This is a genomic window from Pseudomonas sp. NPDC098740 (assembly GCF_044760065.1).
GTDB lineage: Bacteria > Pseudomonadota > Gammaproteobacteria > Pseudomonadales > Pseudomonadaceae > Aquipseudomonas > Aquipseudomonas rossensis.
The window spans coordinates 102,288-121,837 of sequence record NZ_JBIWAM010000007.1 but is presented as its reverse complement, the minus strand read 5'-3'; the positions used below and the strand labels follow the sequence as shown (position 1 = coordinate 121,837).

General features: G+C 58.8%; 17 protein-coding genes and 2 pseudogenes. 8 read left to right on the top strand and 11 right to left on the bottom strand.

The window, feature by feature from the left end:
- Positions 1-14: 14 nt before the first annotated feature.
- Positions 15-752, bottom strand: a complete 738-nt coding sequence (locus tag ACIQU2_RS11260) for a transporter substrate-binding domain-containing protein (RefSeq protein WP_347802057.1) — start codon at positions 750-752, stop codon at positions 15-17.
- A 257-nt stretch (positions 753-1,009) separates the two neighbouring features.
- Here ACIQU2_RS11260 and ACIQU2_RS11255 point away from each other — a divergent pair, with 257 nt between their 5' ends.
- Entirely contained in the window at positions 1,010-1,462 is a 453-nt protein-coding gene (locus ACIQU2_RS11255) for a GNAT family N-acetyltransferase (protein ID WP_347802058.1), read from the top strand.
- A 96-nt stretch (positions 1,463-1,558) separates the two neighbouring features.
- On the opposite strand, the gene ACIQU2_RS11250 is transcribed toward ACIQU2_RS11255, so the two are convergent.
- The 3 genes from ACIQU2_RS11250 to ACIQU2_RS11240 form a co-directional block, all read right to left on the bottom strand.
- Positions 1,559-1,849 carry a helix-turn-helix domain-containing protein gene (locus ACIQU2_RS11250; protein WP_218440357.1) on the bottom strand — a complete coding sequence of 97 codons (291 nt, stop codon included), beginning with the start codon at positions 1,847-1,849 and terminating at the stop codon, positions 1,559-1,561.
- A gap of 114 nt (positions 1,850-1,963) precedes the next feature.
- Positions 1,964-2,455, bottom strand: a complete 492-nt coding sequence (locus ACIQU2_RS11245; RefSeq protein WP_347802120.1) for a M48 family metallopeptidase — start codon at positions 2,453-2,455, stop codon at positions 1,964-1,966.
- Positions 2,456-2,500: 45 nt separating this feature from the next.
- On the bottom strand, positions 2,501-4,624 hold the full coding sequence (locus ACIQU2_RS11240; protein WP_403140536.1) for a putative bifunctional diguanylate cyclase/phosphodiesterase: 2,124 nt from the start codon (positions 4,622-4,624) through the stop codon (positions 2,501-2,503).
- A gap of 323 nt (positions 4,625-4,947) precedes the next feature.
- Here ACIQU2_RS11240 and ACIQU2_RS11235 point away from each other — a divergent pair, with 323 nt between their 5' ends.
- Positions 4,948-5,616 (top strand): polysaccharide lyase family 7 protein, encoded by a 669-nt coding sequence (locus ACIQU2_RS11235; protein ID WP_403140533.1) that lies wholly within the window; start codon positions 4,948-4,950, stop codon positions 5,614-5,616.
- A 574-nt stretch (positions 5,617-6,190) separates the two neighbouring features.
- Positions 6,191-6,448 carry a fructose-bisphosphate aldolase gene (locus ACIQU2_RS11230; protein WP_403140532.1) on the top strand — a complete coding sequence of 86 codons (258 nt, stop codon included), beginning with the start codon at positions 6,191-6,193 and terminating at the stop codon, positions 6,446-6,448.
- A gap of 68 nt (positions 6,449-6,516) precedes the next feature.
- Here ACIQU2_RS11230 and fba read toward each other — a convergent pair.
- From fba to tkt, 6 genes and pseudogenes are all read right to left on the bottom strand, one after another.
- Positions 6,517-7,581: pseudogene (gene fba, locus ACIQU2_RS11225) on the bottom strand (class II fructose-bisphosphate aldolase).
- Between the two features lie 242 nt (positions 7,582-7,823).
- Positions 7,824-8,156 (bottom strand): MliC family protein, encoded by a 333-nt coding sequence (locus ACIQU2_RS11220; protein WP_403140531.1) that lies wholly within the window; start codon positions 8,154-8,156, stop codon positions 7,824-7,826.
- 56 nt (positions 8,157-8,212) lie between these two features.
- Positions 8,213-8,434, bottom strand: a complete 222-nt coding sequence (locus tag ACIQU2_RS11215; protein ID WP_046045274.1) for a hypothetical protein — start codon at positions 8,432-8,434, stop codon at positions 8,213-8,215.
- A gap of 34 nt (positions 8,435-8,468) precedes the next feature.
- On the bottom strand, positions 8,469-9,632 hold the full coding sequence (locus tag ACIQU2_RS11210; RefSeq protein ID WP_403140528.1) for a phosphoglycerate kinase: 1,164 nt from the start codon (positions 9,630-9,632) through the stop codon (positions 8,469-8,471).
- Positions 9,633-9,644: 12 nt separating this feature from the next.
- Positions 9,645-10,712 (bottom strand): erythrose-4-phosphate dehydrogenase, encoded by a 1,068-nt coding sequence (gene epd, locus ACIQU2_RS11205; protein WP_403140527.1) that lies wholly within the window; start codon positions 10,710-10,712, stop codon positions 9,645-9,647.
- A gap of 152 nt (positions 10,713-10,864) precedes the next feature.
- The gene (gene tkt, locus ACIQU2_RS11200) at positions 10,865-12,862 is read right to left on the bottom strand and encodes a transketolase (protein WP_403140525.1); all 1,998 of its coding nucleotides are present in this window, start codon (positions 12,860-12,862) and stop codon (positions 10,865-10,867) included.
- A 273-nt stretch (positions 12,863-13,135) separates the two neighbouring features.
- On the opposite strand from tkt, the pseudogene ACIQU2_RS11195 reads away from it, so the two are divergent.
- The 4 genes and pseudogenes from ACIQU2_RS11195 to ACIQU2_RS11180 all read left to right on the top strand — a co-directional run bounded on the left by ACIQU2_RS11195 (position 13,136) and on the right by ACIQU2_RS11180 (position 17,760).
- Positions 13,136-14,131, top strand: a pseudogene (locus tag ACIQU2_RS11195) (ArsR/SmtB family transcription factor).
- Positions 14,132-14,149: 18 nt separating this feature from the next.
- Complete coding sequence (gene metK, locus ACIQU2_RS11190; protein WP_403140523.1) at positions 14,150-15,340, top strand: methionine adenosyltransferase; 1,191 nt, start codon at positions 14,150-14,152, stop codon at positions 15,338-15,340.
- Between the two features lie 251 nt (positions 15,341-15,591).
- Entirely contained in the window at positions 15,592-17,265 is a 1,674-nt protein-coding gene (ligB, locus tag ACIQU2_RS11185; RefSeq protein ID WP_403140521.1) for an NAD-dependent DNA ligase LigB, read from the top strand.
- A 99-nt stretch (positions 17,266-17,364) separates the two neighbouring features.
- The gene (locus ACIQU2_RS11180; RefSeq protein WP_403140519.1) at positions 17,365-17,760 is read left to right on the top strand and encodes a DUF1090 domain-containing protein; all 396 of its coding nucleotides are present in this window, start codon (positions 17,365-17,367) and stop codon (positions 17,758-17,760) included.
- A gap of 3 nt (positions 17,761-17,763) precedes the next feature.
- Here ACIQU2_RS11180 and ACIQU2_RS11175 read toward each other — a convergent pair whose 3' ends face one another.
- Positions 17,764-18,213: a cytochrome c gene (locus ACIQU2_RS11175; RefSeq protein ID WP_347802069.1), complete on the bottom strand. Its 450-nt coding sequence runs from the start codon at positions 18,211-18,213 to the stop codon at positions 17,764-17,766.
- Between the two features lie 128 nt (positions 18,214-18,341).
- Between ACIQU2_RS11175 and ACIQU2_RS11170 the strand changes: the two genes are divergently transcribed.
- Positions 18,342-19,514, top strand: coding sequence for a murein transglycosylase A (locus ACIQU2_RS11170; RefSeq protein WP_150658408.1), 1,173 nt, complete (start codon positions 18,342-18,344; stop codon positions 19,512-19,514).
- The last annotated feature ends 36 nt before the right edge of the window (positions 19,515-19,550 follow it).

The following is a 19,550-nucleotide window of genomic DNA, read 5'->3' as shown; positions in this document are numbered from 1 at the left end:
CCATCAGCCACACCTTACATCCCATGTAGCTTCATCAATCGCTGATAACTGCCATCCACTTTCATCGCCGCGATCTCGCGGTCGAAACCGGCGACGATCTGTTCATGCCTGGGGTTCTTCAGGCTGACCAGGATGTGCAGGCTGTTCTCGCTCAATGGCTTGGGCAAAAACTCCACGGCATTGCGCACCTTGGTTGATTCCCGGGCCAGGTAGTAACGCGCGACGTATTCGTCTTCCAGCGTCAATTTGACCCGGTTGGCGGCGACCATGCGCACAGCCATGGAAAAGCTGTGCACCGGGACTTTCTGCAGCGATACGTCGTCATCGAACTCTGGCGAATAGGCGTAACCGCGCACCACCGCTATCGGGTAGGTGTGCAGTTGTTGCAGGTTGTTGTATTCGATCGGCGTGTCTTTGCGCTTGAGAAAGCGCACCCGGTTGAGCAGGTATTCGCCGGAAAACTGGCCAAGCTTCGTGCGATCGTCGGTGTACCAGGCGTTGACCAACACGTCGTATCGACCCTCGCCAACCCCCAGCAAGGCCCGTGCCCAAGGCACTTGTTCAAATTCACTGGCATAACCGGCCCGGGCCAGCGCTGTGCTGACGATGTCCGTGGCCAACCCACCGTTGACCAGCGTGGCATCGGTAAAGGGCGGCCAGGCATCGGCTACCAATCGCAGCTTTTCCGCTGCCACGCTTTGAGTCAGCAACAGCAATCCAATCAAAGCAAAGGCTCGATGCAATCGCGGCATGCTAGAAAATCCTTAGCGGGCGGGACGCCCGACGTGTTTTCAGCCAAAACTCCAAGGCCCCCGTACTGCCAAACCCAGGTACTGACATTAGCTCATCGAAGCCACTGCACAGCGCTTCATCTCAGATTACACAAACAAGACAAGGCCGCGCGAAATGAATGATGGCATTTTGGCCTTTGTCACAGATTTCTCTGCCATAAAGACATCTTTCGCCTGGGCGCTTAGTATCGGAGTGACGATGTTCAAGGAGTGTGAAGATGACAATCGATTGGGTCTGCAAACACCACAGCGATCTGGGCAAAGAGCAGTTGTACGCCATTCTGCAGCTACGTGCAGAGGTGTTTGTCGTTGAGCAGAAATGCGTCTATCAGGACGTCGATGGCCAGGATCTGGAAGGTGACACCTGCCATTTAATGGCTTGGGACGGGGATCGGCTGGTGGCGTACCTACGGTTGCTCGACCCGGAGTTACAGGGGGGCGACGTGGTCATCGGGCGAGTGATCATTGCCCCTCAAGCGCGCGGTACAGGGCTTGGGCATGAGTTGATGGCACAGGCGCTGAAACAGGCTGAAAAGCGCTGGCCTGAAGTACCGATCTATCTCTCGGCCCAAGCGCATTTACAAGGGTATTACGGGCGATACGGGTTTGTGGTGGCGGGCGAGGAATTTCTCGAGGATGACATTCCGCATATCGGGATGCGTCGCTCTTAAAGGCCTCTTCGCGAGCAGGCTCGCTCCCACAGGTATTTCATCGTACTTGTGGGAGCGAGCCTGCTCGCGAAGGCGTCAGCGATATCACCGCAGAACTCAGGGATATTCGAGCACCGCTTTGATCTGCCGAAGATTGCGTTCGATCCACCCCCGATCTATCGCCCCCCACTCGCGAATCCGATAACGCCCGGCATGATTGCGCGCCCCGTCTTCCTGCTCGAACTCGCAAACAATGTCCAGATCCGCCAATGCCGCGATGGTGTCCTGAGCCGTGCGCCGGGGCATTCCGGTCACTTCGGTCAGCGCCGGGACGCTACTGGCCAACCCGCTATCAATCAGGTACGCCACGTACAACCGACGATAGAAGCTGCTCTTGGTCTTGCTCACGTCCCCTCCTTGTTATTAGAAGATCAAAAGATCGCAGCCTTCGGCAGCTCCTACAGGGTGTACGCCTTCCAATGTAGGAGCTGCCGAAGGCTGCGATCGTTTGATCTTGATCTTCTATTGCATATCCCGCCACGTCAGGTACACCCGCACATCGAACTCCACCTGGTGATACCCCGGCAACATGTGTTCGCAAAGCTTGTAGAACGCCTTGTTGTGATCCGATTCTTTGAAGTGCGCCAGTTCATGCACCACGATCATTTTCAGAAACTCGGCAGGTGCATCCTTGAACAATGAAGCAACACGAATTTCTTTCTTGGCCTTGAGCTTGCCGCCCTGCACCCGGGATATCGCGGTGTGCAATCCGAGGGCGCGGTGGGTCAGGTCCAGGCGGTTGTCGAACAACACCTTATCGATGGCCGGGGCGTTACGCAGGTATTCCTGCTTAAGGTCCAGCGTATAGGTGTACAACGCCTTGTCGCTCTGTACCCGGTGTTTTTCCGGGTAACGCTGGCTCAGGTACTCGCCCAGCCGACCGTCGGCGATCAGCTGGCGCACTTGGTCCTGCAGCGCGGCGGGATAGGCCTGGAGGTATTTCAACGCGGTCATTGGGGCGGCAACACGATTCACGAAAAGGTCGCCAGTGTAGCGAATTCAGCCGGTCAGCGTGTTCCAGTCGAACGGCCGCACAAAGTCGCCGACGTCCTCGGCCATCATCGGCCGTGCGACCAGAAACCCTTGCACGTACTCGCAACCATTGGCTTGCAGCCACCGATATTGCGCAACGGTTTCCACCCCCTCGGCAATCACCAGCATCCCGTACTCCTTGCACAGTTCGATCACATTGCGCACCAGCGCCGCATCGCGTGAGGACTCCAGTAGCCGGGCAATCAAATGCCGGTCGAACTTGAGCGTGTCCAACTCCAGATCCCTCAGATGAGACAGCGAACACGGCCCGGAACCAAAGTCATCCAGGGCCACCCGCACACCCAGGTTACGCAGCAGGCGCAGCTGTTTGCGGGTTTCCTCGGGGTTTTGCATCAAGGCCTCTTCAGTGACCTCGATTTCCAGATGGCGCGCCTGCAAACCATGGCGTTCCAGCACCTGACGCAACTCAGTGACGAGATTGGGCATGCCGAACTGCGTACTGCTCAAACTGACGCCCAGCACCAGGTCGTCGGCAAACAAGGTTTCCCAGGCTTTTCGCTGGCTCGCCCCTTGTCGATAGATCCAGCTGCCCAGGCGACTGATCAACCGAGCCTCTTCCAGCAATGGCAAAAACAGTCCCGGCGGAACATCGCCGACGCTCGGGTGCTGCCAGCGGATCAGCGCTTCGAACCCGCGAATCTGCCCGCTGGCAATGGCCACCTGAGGTTGATATACCAAATTGAAATCACGGTTCTCGATGGCCGCGCGCACACTTTCTTCGAGCATCAGTCGCGAGCGCGCCCGGCCGTTCATTTCGTGATCGTAGAAACGATATTGCTGACGGCCGGCGCGCTTGGCTTCGTACATGGCGATGTCTGACGCACGTAACAAGCCGTCGAGATTGGCACCGCAATCCGGGTACGTCGCAATGCCGATGCTGGCGCCCAACGCGATATCCAGACCATCGATCTGCTGACAGATCGACACCCGCTCAATCAGCTTCTCGGCAATCTTTGCCGCTTGCTCGGGGAATTCCAGATCCAGCAATGCGGTGAACTCATCACCGCCCATGCGCGCCAGAATGTCGAATGGCCGCAAACAGGCCTTCAACTGCTCGGACACCCAACGCAGCACCCGGTCGCCAGCATCGTGACCGAGGGAATCATTAACCCGTTTGAAGCCGTCGAGGTCCAGATACAGCAGCACCCAGGCACTGTCGGAACGATCGCCACGCAGCAGCAGGTTTTCCGCCGTCTGGTAAAAACCGCGACGATTGAGCAGCCCGGTCAATGGGTCAGTGACCGCCTGGAACTCCAGTTGCTGATGCAGATGGCGCACCACCGACATGTCCAGCACCGTCACCACCATCGCCTGTTGTTCGCTGGGCAACGGTGCGCAAGACAGAGCCACCGGCACCTGCTGGCCGGTGGCCGTACGCAGCAATGCATCATGCAGGCGTAGGGTTTCGCCGCGTTTGTAACCGGCGAACAGCTCGGAGTCGGCCCAGATCGGGATGTGCGGATTTTGCAGGAAATCCAGGAACTCTTTGCCTTGCAGGTCTTGCACCGTGGCATTGAGCAACCGCGACATCGCCGGATTGGCAAAGCGGATCAGACCGTCCTCACCGACCACCAGGATGCCTTCGGCGGCATTGTCGAGCACCGAGGCATTAAACGCGCGTGCGACCTCCAGATCGTGGCTCAGGCGCTGCAACGCACGGCGATTGCGCTGATGCTCGAGCAGCGCCTGGACTTTGGGCTTGAGAATTTGTGGGTCGAACGGTTTGAACAGGTAATCCACCGCGCCGCTGGCATAGCCCTTGATCACGGCGTCCTGGGACTGTTCGTTGGCGGTAAGGAAAATGATCGGCGTGAGGCGGGTTCGCTGGCTTCCGCGCATCAGGCGTGCCACTTCAAAACCGTCCATGCCCGGCATCTGCACATCCAGCAGCACCAGGTCGACATCGTGTTCGAGTAACAGACTGAGCGCCTCGAAGCCCGAGGCGGCGGTCATGACCTGCCAGTCCTGGCGCTGCAACAACGCGCGCATGCTGATCAGGTTTTCAGGGTAATCATCGACGATTAAAAGAATTGAACTGCCTTCAGCTGGCGTGGGTTGCGCGCATTCCATGCTGCTTCTCTTATGCGGGACGTCAGGCCGGTTTCTCGTGAAAATCGGACAAATACTAAGCCTTCACTCTAGACCGGGTTCCGCCAAAGCAGAAGCTATCAGTACGCCATCATTTAACCAAAGCGTCCATTTGCCGACTAACGGTCGGCGCCACAGGCCCCTGAAACCGGGAAAGATGGCCTTTTAACAGGATTTTGACGTCACCCGTTTGTCATTTACACATTAACAAATTGAACTTCTGCGATTATAAGGATTGCCCCCAAGGCGCGTGCCAGAGCTTCTGGCACGTCCGTGCAGTAAAAAAAACGTGGAAGCTTTTGTCTATGATTGATCTCGCAACCTGGAACCTCAGCGTTCCCGTCGGCAATCCGCCGTACACCGTTGAAACGTCAAAACTGGTGGATGGCTTCAAGGATCAATACTTCCACTCCGACACCGGCACCTTGTTTTTCTGGGCCCCGGTCACCGGTGCTACAACTGAAAACGCAAAGTATCCCCGCACCGAACTTCGCGAAACCTACAGCAATGGCACCCTGAAAAACTGGCTCTACCCGGACGCCGACAACTCCCTGCGTGCCACCCTGGCGGTGAACCAGGTACCGACCTCGGGCAAGATCGTCATCGGACAGATCCACGCCTATGAAAGCCAGAAACCCATGGTGAAGCTCGAGTATCAGTACTCGACCAGCACGCAGTCAGGCAACATCGTCGCCAAGGTGCGTATGCGCCCTGATGACGATGCAGCACGGATAATCACCCTTGCTACCGGGGTGAAACTGGATCGGGAGTTCAACTACCTCATCCACCTGAGCCCAGGCGGCGCGCTGGGCATCAGTGCGGCGGGCTACCAGTGGGACACCGAAATCAGCAAGACCTGGAGCGTCAAGCCGCTGTACTTCAAGGCCGGGGCGTATGTGCAGGACAACACCGGGTACACCAGCGAAGGCGGAAAAGTGACGTTCAGCAAACTCGATATTGATCACGATAAATAACCCTCCGCGTCCCAACCCTCCCAAGAACAACTCGATCTCTGTAGCAGCTGCCGAGCCTGCGAGGCTGCGTCCGAGGACGAAGTCCTCGCAAGCCCGAGGAACCCGGTCTACCTGAATAAATGCGTTGTCTGATTTACGACTGCTGCGTCCGAATGCGGCCCGAGCCGAACGCAGCCTCGCAGGCTCGACAGCTGCTACAAAATCCTGGCATCCGCAAAATTCGTGGGACTCCCTCGCCACAATGCCCGTGGGAGGTCCTACACCCCGGTTGCAGCCGCCAAAGTCGCCGCTTATAGTTCGCCCCGTCGCTGACAGCAGTCGGCGATAGGGTTTCGCAGCCCTACCGAGTTAGAACCACAACCGTCAAAATACGACACGGGCAGCGTTTGCCCGTACTCGTTTTTTATGGCGGCTGTGCGTGGGAGACCCTCGGGTCTGCCGGGTCTTAACTCCTCGGTCTGCGAACCCGCGCACAGCTGCCACCCAATTTGTTTCGCAGCAAACGGTGGCAAATTCTTTTCTTGAGTTAAGGATTTTCCATGAACAATCAACAACCGCCTCGCCGCTTCACCCCATGTCCCAATTCGCCCCCGACTACCCCGTCCTGCTCATCGACAGCGACGCCCCGCTGCGCGAACTCCACAACTGCGTCAGCGAACGCCTCAACGCCGTCCTCAAATACCTGCACCTCATGGCCTGCACCAGCCTGCCGGACTATGCCGAGAACGACATCAACACCGTCACCAACATCGCCCGGATCATGGTCCAGGATGTGAGCGATGTGTTTCGGGTGATTGAGCAGCGTGGGTTTGAAACGCCCAAGAGTCAGTAGTCAATTTTCAGGCAATAAAAAACCCGCATCGCTGCGGGTTTTTTAATATCGGTAAGAACGCCGAAGGCTTAGTTAACCTTAGCGTTCAACTCACCCTTCAAATACCGCTGGTACATCGCTTCCAACGAGATCGGCTTGATCTTCGAAGCATTACCCGCCGTACCAAACGCTTCATAACGTGCGATACACACATCACGCATCGCCGTCACGGTCGCGCCGAAGAACTTACGCGGATCGAATTCACTCGGGTTGGTAGCCATCAGGCGACGCATCGCACCGGTGGACGCCAGGCGCAGGTCGGTATCAATGTTGACCTTACGCACGCCGTGCTTGATGCCTTCGACGATTTCTTCAACCGGTACGCCGTAGGTTTCTTTGATGTCGCCGCCGTACTGGTTGATGATCGCCAACCAGTCTTGCGGAACCGAAGACGAGCCGTGCATCACCAAGTGGGTGTTCGGGATGCGTTTGTGGATCTCTTTGATGCGGTCGATGGCCAGCACGTCGCCGGTAGGCGGCTTGGTGAACTTGTACGCGCCGTGGCTGGTGCCGATGGCGATGGCCAGGGCGTCGACCTGGGTGCGTTTGACGAAGTCAGCGGCTTCTTCCGGGTCGGTCAGCATTTGGCTGTGATCCAGAACGCCTTCGGCGCCGATGCCGTCTTCTTCACCGGCCATGCCGGTTTCCAGCGAACCCAGGCAGCCCAGCTCGCCTTCTACCGATACGCCGCAGGCGTGAGCCAGGGCTACAGTTTGCTGGGTGACGCGGATGTTGTAGTCGTAGTCGGTCGGGGTCTTGCCGTCTTCGCCCAGGGAACCGTCCATCATCACCGAGCTGAAGCCCAGTTGGATGGAGCGCTGGCAGACGTCAGGGCTGGTGCCGTGGTCCTGGTGCATGCACACCGGGATGTGCGGGAATTCTTCGATTGCCGCCAGGATCAGGTGACGCAGGAACGGTGCGCCGGCGTATTTGCGAGCACAGGCCTAAGCCTTGACGATCACCTGGGAGTCAGTCTTGTCAGCGGCTTCCATGATGGCGCGCATCTGCTCAAGGTTGTTGACGTTGAAGGCTGGAACGCCGTAGCCGAACTCGGCTGCGTGGTCCAGCATCTGGCGCATGCTGATAAGTGCCATTGTGTGTGTCTCTCCCGGTTGAGGGTCGTTAATCGTGCCAGCCTGCCGTAGCGGCGGCGGCTATTCAAGTTATTGCAGATCGGGGGTTGCCCCGGCCCGCTCATTCGGTAGTACGCAGAAACCCTGTGGGAGCGAGCTTGCTCGCGATAGCGGTGCAACAGCCACATCATTGTTGGATGTGATGACCTCATCGCGAGCAAGCTCGCTCCCACATTGGATCTCTGTGAATCAAATCAATCGTCTTACTCGGCTTTGCAACCGCGGCCGATCAAATCATTGGTGGCGACCCAGTACACCAGGCCTTCCTCACCTTTTATGTGAAACGCCAGCATGTCATTGCTGTACAGCGAACCTTCGGCGCCCGGCTCATGTTTCAAGCGGTAGACCTGATCGGCACCGCCCAGGCGAACGTCGACTTCCTTGCGGCTTTCGTCGGTGTAGCGCCAGAGCACTTTGGCCTGACTGTCGCAGGTCCAGGTGATCCAGCTATCCGTCGATTCGGCAGGCTTGAACAGGTTCAAATTAGCGCAACCTGCCAGTAGAGCCAGCGCCGCAACGGCGATAAAACCTTTCATCCATGTTCCTCGACTGACGACGCACGCCGCCAGCCCTGAGTAAAGTGTCAGACCCGTCAAGGGCAACCATGTTCCTTGGCCGGGGTCTGTGTCTCATATTTGTCCAGGCCATCAGGCCCGGAACGCTTGTTGATCACCGGGTTGGTTTCGGCCTGCCAGTCGGCCTGGTAGCAGCCTTTGTCCTGTTCAGGCGTCTCGGGTACCTTCGGAGCTTTCGGGTTACTCCCGCAAGCTGCCAACGACCCCGCGATAATCAACAGCGCTAACGTTTTGACCATCTGAACACTCCTTTGCCTGGTCAAATGGGCGGCCTCAGGCCTTGGCCCGGCTTTCCAGGACTTCAACGGCCGGCAGCACCTTGCCTTCGACGAACTCGAGGAACGCGCCGCCACCGGTAGAAATGTAGGAGATCTGATCGGCAACGCCATATTTATCGATGGCGGCCAGGGTGTCGCCGCCGCCAGCGATGGAGAATGCCGAGCTGTCTGCGATGGCCTGGGCCAGGACTTTGGTGCCGTTACCGAACTGGTCGAATTCGAACACGCCCACCGGGCCGTTCCACAGGATGGTCTTGGACGACTTCAGCAGCTCGGCGAAATTCGCCGCGGTCTGTGGGCCGATATCCAGAATCATGTCGTCCGCAGCCACATCAGCGATCAGCTTGACGGTAGCGGTGGCGCTTTCAGCGAATTCCTTGGCAACCACGACGTCGACCGGCAGCGGCACGCTGACCTTGGCGGCGATGGCGCGAGCGGTGTCCAGCAGATCCGGCTCGTACAAGGACTTGCCCACCGGGTGACCGGCAGCGGCCAGGAAGGTGTTGGCAATGCCGCCGCCGACGATCAGCTGGTTGCAGATCTGGCTCAGGCTGTTGAGTACGTCGAGCTTGGTCGAGACCTTGGAACCAGCAACAATCGCAGCCATTGGCTGGGCCGGGGCGCCGAGGGCCTTGCCCAGTGCGTCCAGTTCGGCAGCCAGCAACGGACCAGCGGCGGCGACTTTGGCGAACTTGGCCACGCCATGGGTCGAACCCTCGGCGCGGTGAGCGGTGCCGAAGGCGTCCATCACGAACACGTCGCACAGTGCGGCGTATTGCTGGGCCAGTTCGTCAGCGTTCTTTTTCTCGCCTTTGTTGAAGCGCACGTTTTCGAACAGCACGATGTCGCCGGCCTTCACGTCAACGCCGGCCAGGTAATCAGCCACCAGCGGCACTTCGCGGCCCAGAGCCTTGCTCAGGTAGTCAGCGACTGGCTTGAGGCTGTTCTCGGCCGAGAACTCGCCTTCGGTCGGACGGCCAAGGTGCGAGCAGACCATCACGGCCGCGCCTTTTTCCAGGGCCAGCTTGATGGTCGGCAGCGAGGCCAGGATTCGCGCATCGCTGGTGACAACACCGTCCTTGACTGGGACGTTGAGGTCTTCGCGGATCAGTACGCGCTTACCTTGCAGATCGAGGTCGGTCATCTTCAACACGGTCATGGGTCGCATTTCCTACTGTTTTGGAGAGCAGTGTTTTGGAGAGCCAGCTGATTGCAGATAGTGTTCCGCAACATCCAGCATTCGGTTGGCAAAACCCCATTCGTTGTCGAACCAGGCCAGGATGTTCACCAGCCGTGGGCCGGAAACTCGGGTCTGACTGGCATCGACGATGGCCGAATGTGGGTCATGATTAAAATCACAACTGGCGTGAGGCAACTCGGTGTAGGCCAGAAGGCCTTTGAGCGGGCCGCTGGTGGCGGCCTCGCGCAAAATCCGGTTGACCTCGGTGGCGTCGGTGTCGCTCACGGTCTGCATTGTAATGTCGAGGCAAGACACGTTAACCGTCGGCACCCGCACGGCTTTGGCCTGAATTCTCCCGGCAAGTTCCGGTAACAGCCGTTCGATGCCACGCGCCAGACCAGTGGACACCGGAATCACCGACTGAAACGCCGAACGGGTGCGGCGCAAGTCTTCGTGATGATAGGCGTCGATCACTGGCTGATCGTTCATCGCCGAGTGAATGGTGGTGATCGACACGTATTCCAGGCCAATGGCCTGATCCAGCAGGCGCAACAGCGGCACGCCGCAGTTGGTGGTGCAGGACGCGTTGGACACCAGCAGCTCGTCGCCGGTCAGGCAATCCTGGTTCACGCCGTAGACGATGGTGGCGTCGACATCCGCCTCGCTGGCCATCGGCTGGGAAAACAGCACGCGTGGTGCGCCGGCGTCCAAAAAGCGTTGGCCGTCGACCCGAGTGTGGTAAGCGCCGGAGCACTCCAGCACCAGATCGACGCCCAACGACGCCCAATCGATGCCTTCGGGGGTGGCACTGCGCAGGACCTTCACGCAGTCGCCATTAATATGCAGACAATCGCCGTCGACCTTCACTTCCCCGGGAAAACGCCCGTGAGTGGAGTCGAAGCGTGTCAGGTATTCGATGCTGGCCATGTCAGCCAGATCGTTGATCGCAACAATTTCAAACCCGGCCTTATCGCCTCGCTCAAACAACGCACGCAAGACGCAACGACCAATCCGGCCGTAGCCGTTGAGTGCAACTTTGTAAGGACGCGGTTGAGGCATGGGGTTCTCGATTACCGGGGTGAATCCGTCAGTGTTGCGCTGCCTGGACCAACGCTATCGCGAGCAAGCTCGCTCCCACAGGGTCGGTGAAAATCCTTGTGGGAGCGAGCTTGCTCGCGATGGCGTCAGCCCGGACAACACAACTGTCGGACTTAGTCTTCCAGCAGCTCTTCAGCCTGACCCAGGATGTTTTCCAGGGTGAAGCCGAACTCTTCGAACAAGGCAGGCGCAGGCGCCGACTCGCCGTAGGTGGTCATGCCGATCACGCGGCCTTCCAGGCCCACGTACTTGTACCAATAGTCCGCGTGCGCGGCTTCGATGGCGATACGGGCGCTGACCTGCAACGGCAGAACGGCTTGCTTGTAACCGGCGTCCTGAGCATCGAACACGCTGGTGCAAGGCATCGAAACAACACGCACTTTACGACCCTGTTCGGTCAGCTTGTCGTAGGCCTGAACCGCCAGGCCGACTTCGGAACCGGTGGAGATCAGGATCAACTCAGGCTCGCCGTCGCAGTCCTTCAACACGTAACCGCCACGGGCGATGTCGGCGATCTGAAACGCATTGCGGGTTTGGTGCTGCAGGTTCTGACGCGAGAAGATCAGCGCCGAAGGGCCGTCCTTGCGTTCCAGAGCCAGTTTCCAGCACACCGCCGATTCAACGGCATCGGCTGGGCGCCAGGTGTCAAGGTTCGGCGTGCTGCGCAAGCTGGTCAGTTGCTCGATCGGCTGGTGAGTCGGACCGTCTTCGCCCAGACCGATGGAGTCGTGGGTGTAGACGAACACGACACGCTGCTTCATCAGCGAGGCCATGCGCACGGCGTTGCGGGCATATTCCATGAACATCAGGAAGGTCGCACCGTAAGGCACCAGACCGCCATGCAAGGCCACGCCGTTCATGATCGCGCTCATGCCGAACTCGCGAACGCCGTAGTACATGTAGTTGCCGCTGGCGTCTTCAGCCGAAACACCTTTGCAACCTTTCCACAGGGTCAGGTTGGAACCGGCCAGGTCAGCGGAGCCGCCCAGCAGTTCAGGCAACAGAGGGCCGTAGGCATTCAATGCGTTCTGGCTGGCTTTACGGCTGGCGATGGTTTCGCCTTTGGCAGCGACTTCAGCAATATAAGCAGAGGCTTTTTCAGCGAAGTCTTCCGGCAGTTCGCCGCTCAGACGACGAATCAGCTCGTTGGCCAACTCAGGGAAAGCAGCAGAATAGGCAGCGAAACGCTGATCCCATTCAGCTTCGGCCGCGCGACCGGTTTCCTTGGCGTCCCACTCGGCGTAGATGTCGGCCGGGATTTCGAACGGACCGTGATTCCATTTCAGCGCAGCACGGGTCAGAGCGATTTCCGCGTCACCCAATGGGGCGCCGTGGCAGTCTTCTTTACCTTGCTTGTTCGGTGAACCGAAACCGATGGTGGTCTTGCAGCAGATCAGGGTTGGCTGATCGCTTTTACGTGCAGTTTCGATCGCGATCTTGATCTCTTCAGGATCGTGACCGTCGACGTTGCGGATCACCTGCCAGTTGTAGGCTTCGAAACGCTTCGGCGTGTCGTCGGTGAACCAGCCTTCGACTTCGCCGTCGATGGAGATGCCGTTGTCATCGTAGAAGGCGATCAGTTTACCCAGGCCCAACGTACCGGCCAGGGAGCCGACTTCGTGGGAAATGCCTTCCATCATGCAGCCATCACCCAGGAACACGTAGGTGTGGTGATCAACAACGTTGTGGCCCGGACGGTTGAACTGCGCCGCCAGGACTTTTTCTGCCAGGGCAAAACCAACGGCGTTGGCCAGGCCTTGGCCCAGTGGACCGGTGGTGGTTTCAACGCCTGGGGTGTAGCCCAATTCCGGGTGACCCGGGGTGCGGCTGTGCAGTTGGCGGAAGTTCTTCAGGTCATCGATCGACAGGTCATAGCCGGTCAGGTGCAGCAGCGAGTAGATCAACATCGAGCCGTGACCGTTGGACAGCACGAAGCGGTCACGGTCGGCGAACGATGGATTGCTCGGGTTGTGCTTCAGGTAGTCACGCCAAAGTACTTCGGCGATATCCGCCATACCCATAGGGGCACCGGGATGGCCGCTGTTGGCTTTTTGCACGGCATCCATGCTGAGGGCACGAATGGCGTTGGCACGCTCACGACGGCTGGGCATCGCTGTTCTCCTGCGGATATTGAATCGAGAGTGAATAAAACGAAACGGAAAAAAGGCGAGCATTTTCCCTCACCCACCCGCCTCGGGGCAATGACAGATAGTCATCTGAAGGCGTTTTTCCGGTGGATAAAGTCGTATTCGCCTGATGAAACCTTTCCGCTGACGATTTGTAGAGTGACCCTTTCCCCGAGAAGTGCCATCTATCGAGCAATATCAAAACTTTTTGATATTGCTCTTGCGGTGTTTTCTGACCGTCACTAGACTGCTGGCCTTATGAATTTACGTGTGCCTTCCATTCGACATGACGATTGCGATGAGCTGGCGGCCCTGTGCAAGGCCGGCGGCGATCCTCTGCGGTTGAATGTATTGCGCGCGCTGGCCAACGATTCGTTTGGCGTACTGGAGCTGGCGCAGATCTTTGGCATCGGCCAGTCCGGTATGAGTCATCACCTCAAGGTATTGGCCCAGGCAGGTTTGGTGGCGACGCGCCGTGAAGGCAACGCGATTTTCTACCGTCGCGCCCTGCCTCACACCGACCTGTTGGGTGGCAAGCTGCATGCCGCGCTACTGGAAGAAGTGGACAACCTGACCCTGCCTGCCGATGTGCAGTCGCGGATCGGTCAGGTCCATGGGCAACGAGCGGCGGCCAGCCAGGACTTTTTCTCACGGGTCGCGGAGAAGTTTCGCGCCCAGCAAGACTTGATCGCCGGTCTGCCGCAATACCGCGAAAGCGTGGTGGCATTGCTCGACAAACTAAGTTTCAGCGAAGGCGCCACGGCCATCGAAGTCGGCCCCGGAGATGGCGCATTTCTGCCGGAACTGGCGCGCCGCTTCACACAGGTCACGGCGCTGGACAACAGCCCGGCGATGCTCGAACTGGCGCGCCAGGTTTGCGAACGTGAAACGCTGGCTAACGTCAGCCTGCAATTGGCCGATGCATTAAACGGTGTCCGCCTCAAGGCTGACTGCGTTGTACTGAACATGGTGCTGCACCATTTCGCCGCGCCGGCCGAAGCACTCAAGCACATGGCCAACTTGCTGCAACCGGGCGGTAGCCTGCTCGTGACAGAGTTATGTAGCCACAACCAGAGTTGGGCCAGGGAGGCCTGCGGTGATCTCTGGTTGGGGTTTGATCTGGACGTTTTGGCCGGTTGGGCCACCGCTGCGGGACTCGTTCCCTGGTAAAGCCTCTATTTAGGGTTAGGTATTGGTTTCAAGATCAAGGTCCGCAATTTTCAGCGACCGGCTGGCGACACTCACCATCGGTAAATTCAGGAAAAAATCGAGATGAGCGAATACTCCCTCTTCACCTCCGAGTCCGTGTCCGAAGGACATCCGGACAAAATCGCCGACCAGATTTCCGATGCTGTGCTGGACGCCATCATTGCTGAAGACAAATTCGCCCGTGTAGCGGTCGAGACACTGGTAAAAACCGGCGTTGCAATCATCGCAGGTGAAGTCACCACGTCGGCCTGGGTCGACCTGGAAGAGATCGTACGTAACGTGATTCTGGACATCGGCTACAACAGCTCCGATGTCGGCTTCGACGGCGCCACTTGCGGCGTGATGAACATCATTGGCAAGCAGTCTCCTGACATCAACCAGGGTGTCGACCGTGCCAAGCCTGAAGATCAAGGCGCCGGCGACCAGGGCCTGATGTTCGGCTACGCCAGCAACGAAACCGACGTGCTGATGCCAGCACCGATCACCTTCTCGCACCAACTGGTTCAGCGTCAGGCCGAAGCCCGTAAATCCGGCCTGCTGCCTTGGCTGCGCCCGGACGCCAAGTCGCAAGTGACTTGCCGTTACGAAGGCGGCAAAGTTGTCGGTATCGACGCCGTTGTACTGTCGACTCAGCACAACCCTGACGTGTCCTACAAAGACCTGCGCGAAGGCGTGATGGAGCTGATCGTCAAGCACGTACTGCCTGCCGAACTGCTGACCAAAGACACCCAGTTCCACATCAACCCGACTGGCCAGTTCATCATCGGTGGCCCGGTAGGCGACTGCGGTCTGACCGGTCGCAAGATCATCGTTGACAGCTACGGCGGCATGGCCCGTCACGGTGGCGGCGCGTTCTCCGGTAAAGATCCATCGAAGGTTGACCGTTCGGCCGCCTACGCGGGTCGTTACGTGGCTAAAAACATCGTGGCGGCCGGCCTGGCTGAGCGTTGCGAGATTCAGGTTTCCTACGCGATCGGCGTTGCTCAGCCGACGTCGATCTCGTTGAACACCTTCGGCACCGGCAAGATCAGCGACGACAAAATCGTCAAACTGGTTCGCGAAGTGTTCGACCTGCGTCCATACGCAATCACCACCATGCTCGACCTGCTGCACCCGATGTACCAGGAAACCGCCGCGTACGGCCACTTCGGTCGCACCCCGGCAACCAAGACTGTGGGCGATGACACTTTCACCACCTTCACCTGGGAAAAGACCGACCGCGCCGATTCCTTGCGCGCTGCTGCCGGCCTGTAAGACTTTCCCGGCGGTACCAAAAGCCCTGCACGGTTCGCCGTGCGGGGCTTTTTATTGCGAAAAATCGAAAGATCGCAGCCTCGTTTCACTCGACAGCTCCTACCGGGATTTGTGTAGGAGCTGTCGAGTAAAACGAGGCTGCGATCTCTTGATCTTCCTGTCTCTCGAAACACACCGAAAAACATCCTCGCTAACGACGCCCGAAAGCTGACTAACCTTGAAAGCATTCTCCCTGAGCAAGGACGCTCACGATGCTTCTGCGCGTGTTTTTCAGTTTTCTACTGATGATTTTCTGCCTGACCACCCACGCTACCGAGTGCCCCGACTGGCCACCCGCACGCGCCCTGGACGAAATCACGTCACTGCAGAAACAAATCGACCTCTGGGACGACCACTATCACCGCAACGGACGCTCACTGGTCCCCGACGAAATCTATGATCAATCCCGTGCGAGACTGATCGAATGGCGGAAATGTTTTGACCTGGGTTTGGCGCCCGAACCTTTGCGCACCGCCGGCGGCACGATCCCCCACCCCATCGCCCACACTGGCCTGGAAAAACTCCGTGATGGTCGCGCGGTAGAGGACTGGCTGCGCGATCGAAACGATATCTGGGTACAACCCAAGGTCGACGGTGTAGCGGTGACGCTGATCTATCGCAATGGCTTGCTGCATCAGGCGATCAGTCGCGGTGACGGTGTCAACGGCCAGGACTGGACCACCTCGGCGCGCCAGATCGCCGCCATTCCTCAAGCGCTGCCACAACCGCTGGAGCTGCTGGTGCAAGGCGAACTCTACTGGCGCCTGACTGACCACATACAAGCCCGGGCTGGCAGCCTCAATGCCCGCGCCACGGTGGCCGGATTAATGGCACGCAAAGAGCTGAACGCCGATCAGGCCGGTGGTATAGGGTTGTTTGTCTGGGACTGGCCTCAGGGCCCGGCTACTTTGCCCGCTCGCGTGGCGGCCCTGGACGAACTGGGTTTCCCGAGCACCGCACCGTACAGCCAGCCGATCAAGGCATTTGCCGACGCTGAACGCTGGCGCGATCACTGGTATCGCGCGCCCTTGCCTTTCGCCAGCGATGGCATCGTTTTGCGTCAGAGCCAACGTCCACCGGCCGAGCGCCGACAGGCCCGGCCTCCCCACTGGAGCGTTGCCTGGAAGTATCCGTTTGCTCAAGCGCTGGCCGAAGTGCGCAAGGTCAACTTCAAGATTGGGCGAACCGGGCGGATCACCCCGGTACTTGAACTGACACCTGTGAAACTCGATGACCGACAAATCAAGCGCGTGAGCGTCAGCTCCCTGCGACGCTGGGAAGAACTGGACATCCGCCCCGGCGATCAGGTGTCCATCAGCCTGGCAGGCCTGACCATTCCAAGGTTAGACGGTGTCATGCTGCGCAGCACCCAACGCACTGAATTGAGCGTACCGCTGGCGGACGACTTTCATCATTTGAGTTGCTGGCAGCCGACACCGGGGTGCGAAAGCCAATTCCTCGCCCGACTGACCTGGCTCAGCGGCAAGCAGGGACTGGCGTTGCCGCATGTCGGTCCTGGCACTTGGGAGAAACTTTTCGAAACAGGCCGTCTGAATGGCCTGCTGGATTGGTTGACCCTCGATGCTCAAGAGCTTGCTAACATTAACGGCTTCGGCGAACGCAGCAGCGCTCGTCTTTTGAACAGTTTCAACAGTGCCCGACAACGCCCTTTCGCTCGCTGGCTCAAAGCCCTGGGTTTACCGCCGACCGGCCAGGCGCGGCTTGCCGATTCATGGCAGGAACTGGCACAACGAAATATCGAACAATGGCAGGCAGAAGCCGGCATCGGCCCGGGACGCGCAGCGCAATTGAGCGCATTTTTCCGTGACCCGCAGGTCCTGGCCTTGAGTGAAACATTACGTCTTGCGGGGATTGACGGTTTTTAGCGGCCGGCGATGCCCGCCAACCCGGGAACCCAATGGTGGCGCGGGGCTCAAACACCCCATCGCCACATCGACCCGATCGCTTTTTCACATGGAGCTTTTATGAAACTTCTTTCACCGCTCGCCCTGTTGACCCTTTGCAGCGTGCTGGCCGCTCCGCTGATGGCCGCCGAAGAAGCTCCGGGCCTGACCGGCTGCGCCGCAAAGAAGCAGGGCCTCATCAACCAGATTGAACTGGCCAAGTCTCACGGTAACGCCGACCAGCAGGCAGGCCTCGAAACGGCCCTGAGCGAAGTCACTGCTCATTGCACTGACGCTTCCCTGAAGAAAGAACGGGAGAACAAGGTGCTCGACGCCAAGCACGAAGTCAGCGAGCGTCAGGCTGATCTGGACAAGGCCATGAAGAAAGGCGACGCCGAGAAGATCAACAAGCGCAAAGACAAACTCGCCGAGGCCCGCAAGGAATTGCAGGACGCACTCGATGAACTGGATAAGTAAGGATCAATGATCCCGAAACTCTTTATGGCAGGCACTGCAGGCATCTTCGACCTTCTGCACGGCCGGCCCCAGGTTACTGGCCTTGTAGGGCTGAACCTTGCTGGCAATCACCAATTCACCGGTGGCGACTTCAAGGTTGCGGGCCATGTCCTGGAAGTGTTCCTGTTTCTGCCAGACATCGCTCTTGGCGCTGGTGTGATCTTCTTCGCGCACTTGCGGAAAATGTTTCCAGGGTTCACGGGACAACGCATCGAGCTTCACGGCACCGTCAGCGAATTTCGGACCGTCAAACGGGATGCGGCCACGCAACATGCCGCCCAGGTCTTCGCCGGTCTTGAGCATTTGCTTGAAGATCGCCTTGCGTTGGCCCAGCGGCGAGTTGGGGTCGACACCACCGCAGGCAGACAACGTCAGGCAGGCCAGCAATACAACAGAAAGTCTTTTAAGAGTCATGGTGGCTTCAGGTCACGGGAAACGGCGGCCAGTATCCTCGCGTCATCGGCAAAGACCAATAGCCCTATTATCAATACGGGTTGTTTGAGCGCATGGAGCACTCAGGCAACCGACAAAGGAATTACTCCATGAACAGCCGTTTCAAGGCCTGGCGTCACAACCTCGCCTGGACCCTTCCGATGGTGGCCGTGCTTGCGGGCTGCACCGGTGGCGACAACAACACACCGAAAACCCACGCCCTGGCGACCTACTCCAGCGCCACGTGGGAAGCACTTCCGACGGTGTCCGACAACGACCTGGTCGCCGGCTTCGGTTCGTGGCGCAGCGCCTGCACCCGACTCAAAGCCGACCCGGTGTGGGGCTCGACGTGTGCGGCTGCCGCCAACGTGCCGCAAACCGCCAGCGACATACGTGGCTTCCTCAAGCAGAACCTCGACGTCTACGGCCTGCGCGCCGCCAATGACAATCCCAACGGCTTGATCACCGGCTATTACGAGCCGGTCTACCCCGGCAGCCTGACCCAGACCGAAGTGGCAAACATCCCGGTGTACGGTGTGCCCGAGGACATGATCATCGTCTCTCTGGACAGCATCTACCCGGAACTCAAAGGCAAACGCCTGCGAGGCCGACTCGAAGGTCGCGTGCTCAAGCCTTACGACGATGCGGCCACGATTGAAACCAAAGGGGTCAAGGCACCGGTTGTTGCCTGGCTTACCGATCCGATGAACCTGCAATTCCTGCAAATCCAGGGTTCGGGTCGTATCCAGCTCGATGATGGTCGACAGTTGCGCATTGCGTATGCCGACCAGAACGGTCACCCGTATCGACCGATCGGCCGCTGGCTGGTGGACCAGGGCGAGCTGAAAAAAGAAGAAGTGACCATGGGCGCCATCAGCAATTGGGCCAAGGCCAATCCGACGCGCATTCCGGAACTGCTGGGCAGCAACCCCAGCTACGTATTCTTCACCCGCAATCCGGACAGCAACGAAGGGCCTCGCGGCTCGTTGAACGTACCGCTAACCGCCGGCTACAGCGCGGCGGTGGATCGCAAAGTGATTCCGCTGGGCAGTCTGTTATGGTTATCGACCACTAAACCGGACGGCACCGCACTGGTACGCCCGGTTGCCGCTCAGGACACCGGCGGCGCAATTGCCGGCGAAGTCCGTGCGGACCTGTTCTGGGGCACAGGTGAGGCGGCCGGGCAATTGGCCGGCGACATGAAACAGCAGGGTCAGATCTGGATGCTCTGGCCTAAAGGCGCAGCCCTGCCTCAAGTGCCTCAGGTGACCGACAAGCTTTAAAGTCAAAAGACCGCAGGCTCGCCGCAAAATCGCGGA

What these genes read in the sequence shown, in the direction of transcription:
- ACIQU2_RS11260 (WP_347802057.1), bottom strand. Translation starts at nt 752, where the DNA reads ATGCCGCGATTGCATCGAGCCTTTGCTTTGATTGGATTGCTGTTGCTG.
- ACIQU2_RS11255 (WP_347802058.1), top strand. Translation starts at nt 1,010, where the DNA reads ATGACAATCGATTGGGTCTGCAAACACCACAGCGATCTGGGCAAAGAG.
- ACIQU2_RS11245 (WP_347802120.1), bottom strand. Translation starts at nt 2,455, where the DNA reads ATGACCGCGTTGAAATACCTCCAGGCCTATCCCGCCGCGCTGCAGGAC.
- ACIQU2_RS11240 (WP_403140536.1), bottom strand. Translation starts at nt 4,624, where the DNA reads ATGGAATGCGCGCAACCCACGCCAGCTGAAGGCAGTTCAATTCTTTTA.
- ACIQU2_RS11235 (WP_403140533.1), top strand. Translation starts at nt 4,948, where the DNA reads ATGATTGATCTCGCAACCTGGAACCTCAGCGTTCCCGTCGGCAATCCG.
- ACIQU2_RS11230 (WP_403140532.1), top strand. Translation starts at nt 6,191, where the DNA reads ATGTCCCAATTCGCCCCCGACTACCCCGTCCTGCTCATCGACAGCGAC.
- ACIQU2_RS11220 (WP_403140531.1), bottom strand. Translation starts at nt 8,156, where the DNA reads ATGAAAGGTTTTATCGCCGTTGCGGCGCTGGCTCTACTGGCAGGTTGC.
- ACIQU2_RS11215 (WP_046045274.1), bottom strand. Translation starts at nt 8,434, where the DNA reads ATGGTCAAAACGTTAGCGCTGTTGATTATCGCGGGGTCGTTGGCAGCT.
- ACIQU2_RS11210 (WP_403140528.1), bottom strand. Translation starts at nt 9,632, where the DNA reads ATGACCGTGTTGAAGATGACCGACCTCGATCTGCAAGGTAAGCGCGTA.
- epd (WP_403140527.1), bottom strand. Translation starts at nt 10,712, where the DNA reads ATGCCTCAACCGCGTCCTTACAAAGTTGCACTCAACGGCTACGGCCGG.
- tkt (WP_403140525.1), bottom strand. Translation starts at nt 12,862, where the DNA reads ATGCCCAGCCGTCGTGAGCGTGCCAACGCCATTCGTGCCCTCAGCATG.
- metK (WP_403140523.1), top strand. Translation starts at nt 14,150, where the DNA reads ATGAGCGAATACTCCCTCTTCACCTCCGAGTCCGTGTCCGAAGGACAT.
- ligB (WP_403140521.1), top strand. Translation starts at nt 15,592, where the DNA reads ATGCTTCTGCGCGTGTTTTTCAGTTTTCTACTGATGATTTTCTGCCTG.
- ACIQU2_RS11180 (WP_403140519.1), top strand. Translation starts at nt 17,365, where the DNA reads ATGAAACTTCTTTCACCGCTCGCCCTGTTGACCCTTTGCAGCGTGCTG.
- ACIQU2_RS11175 (WP_347802069.1), bottom strand. Translation starts at nt 18,213, where the DNA reads ATGACTCTTAAAAGACTTTCTGTTGTATTGCTGGCCTGCCTGACGTTG.
- ACIQU2_RS11170 (WP_150658408.1), top strand. Translation starts at nt 18,342, where the DNA reads ATGAACAGCCGTTTCAAGGCCTGGCGTCACAACCTCGCCTGGACCCTT.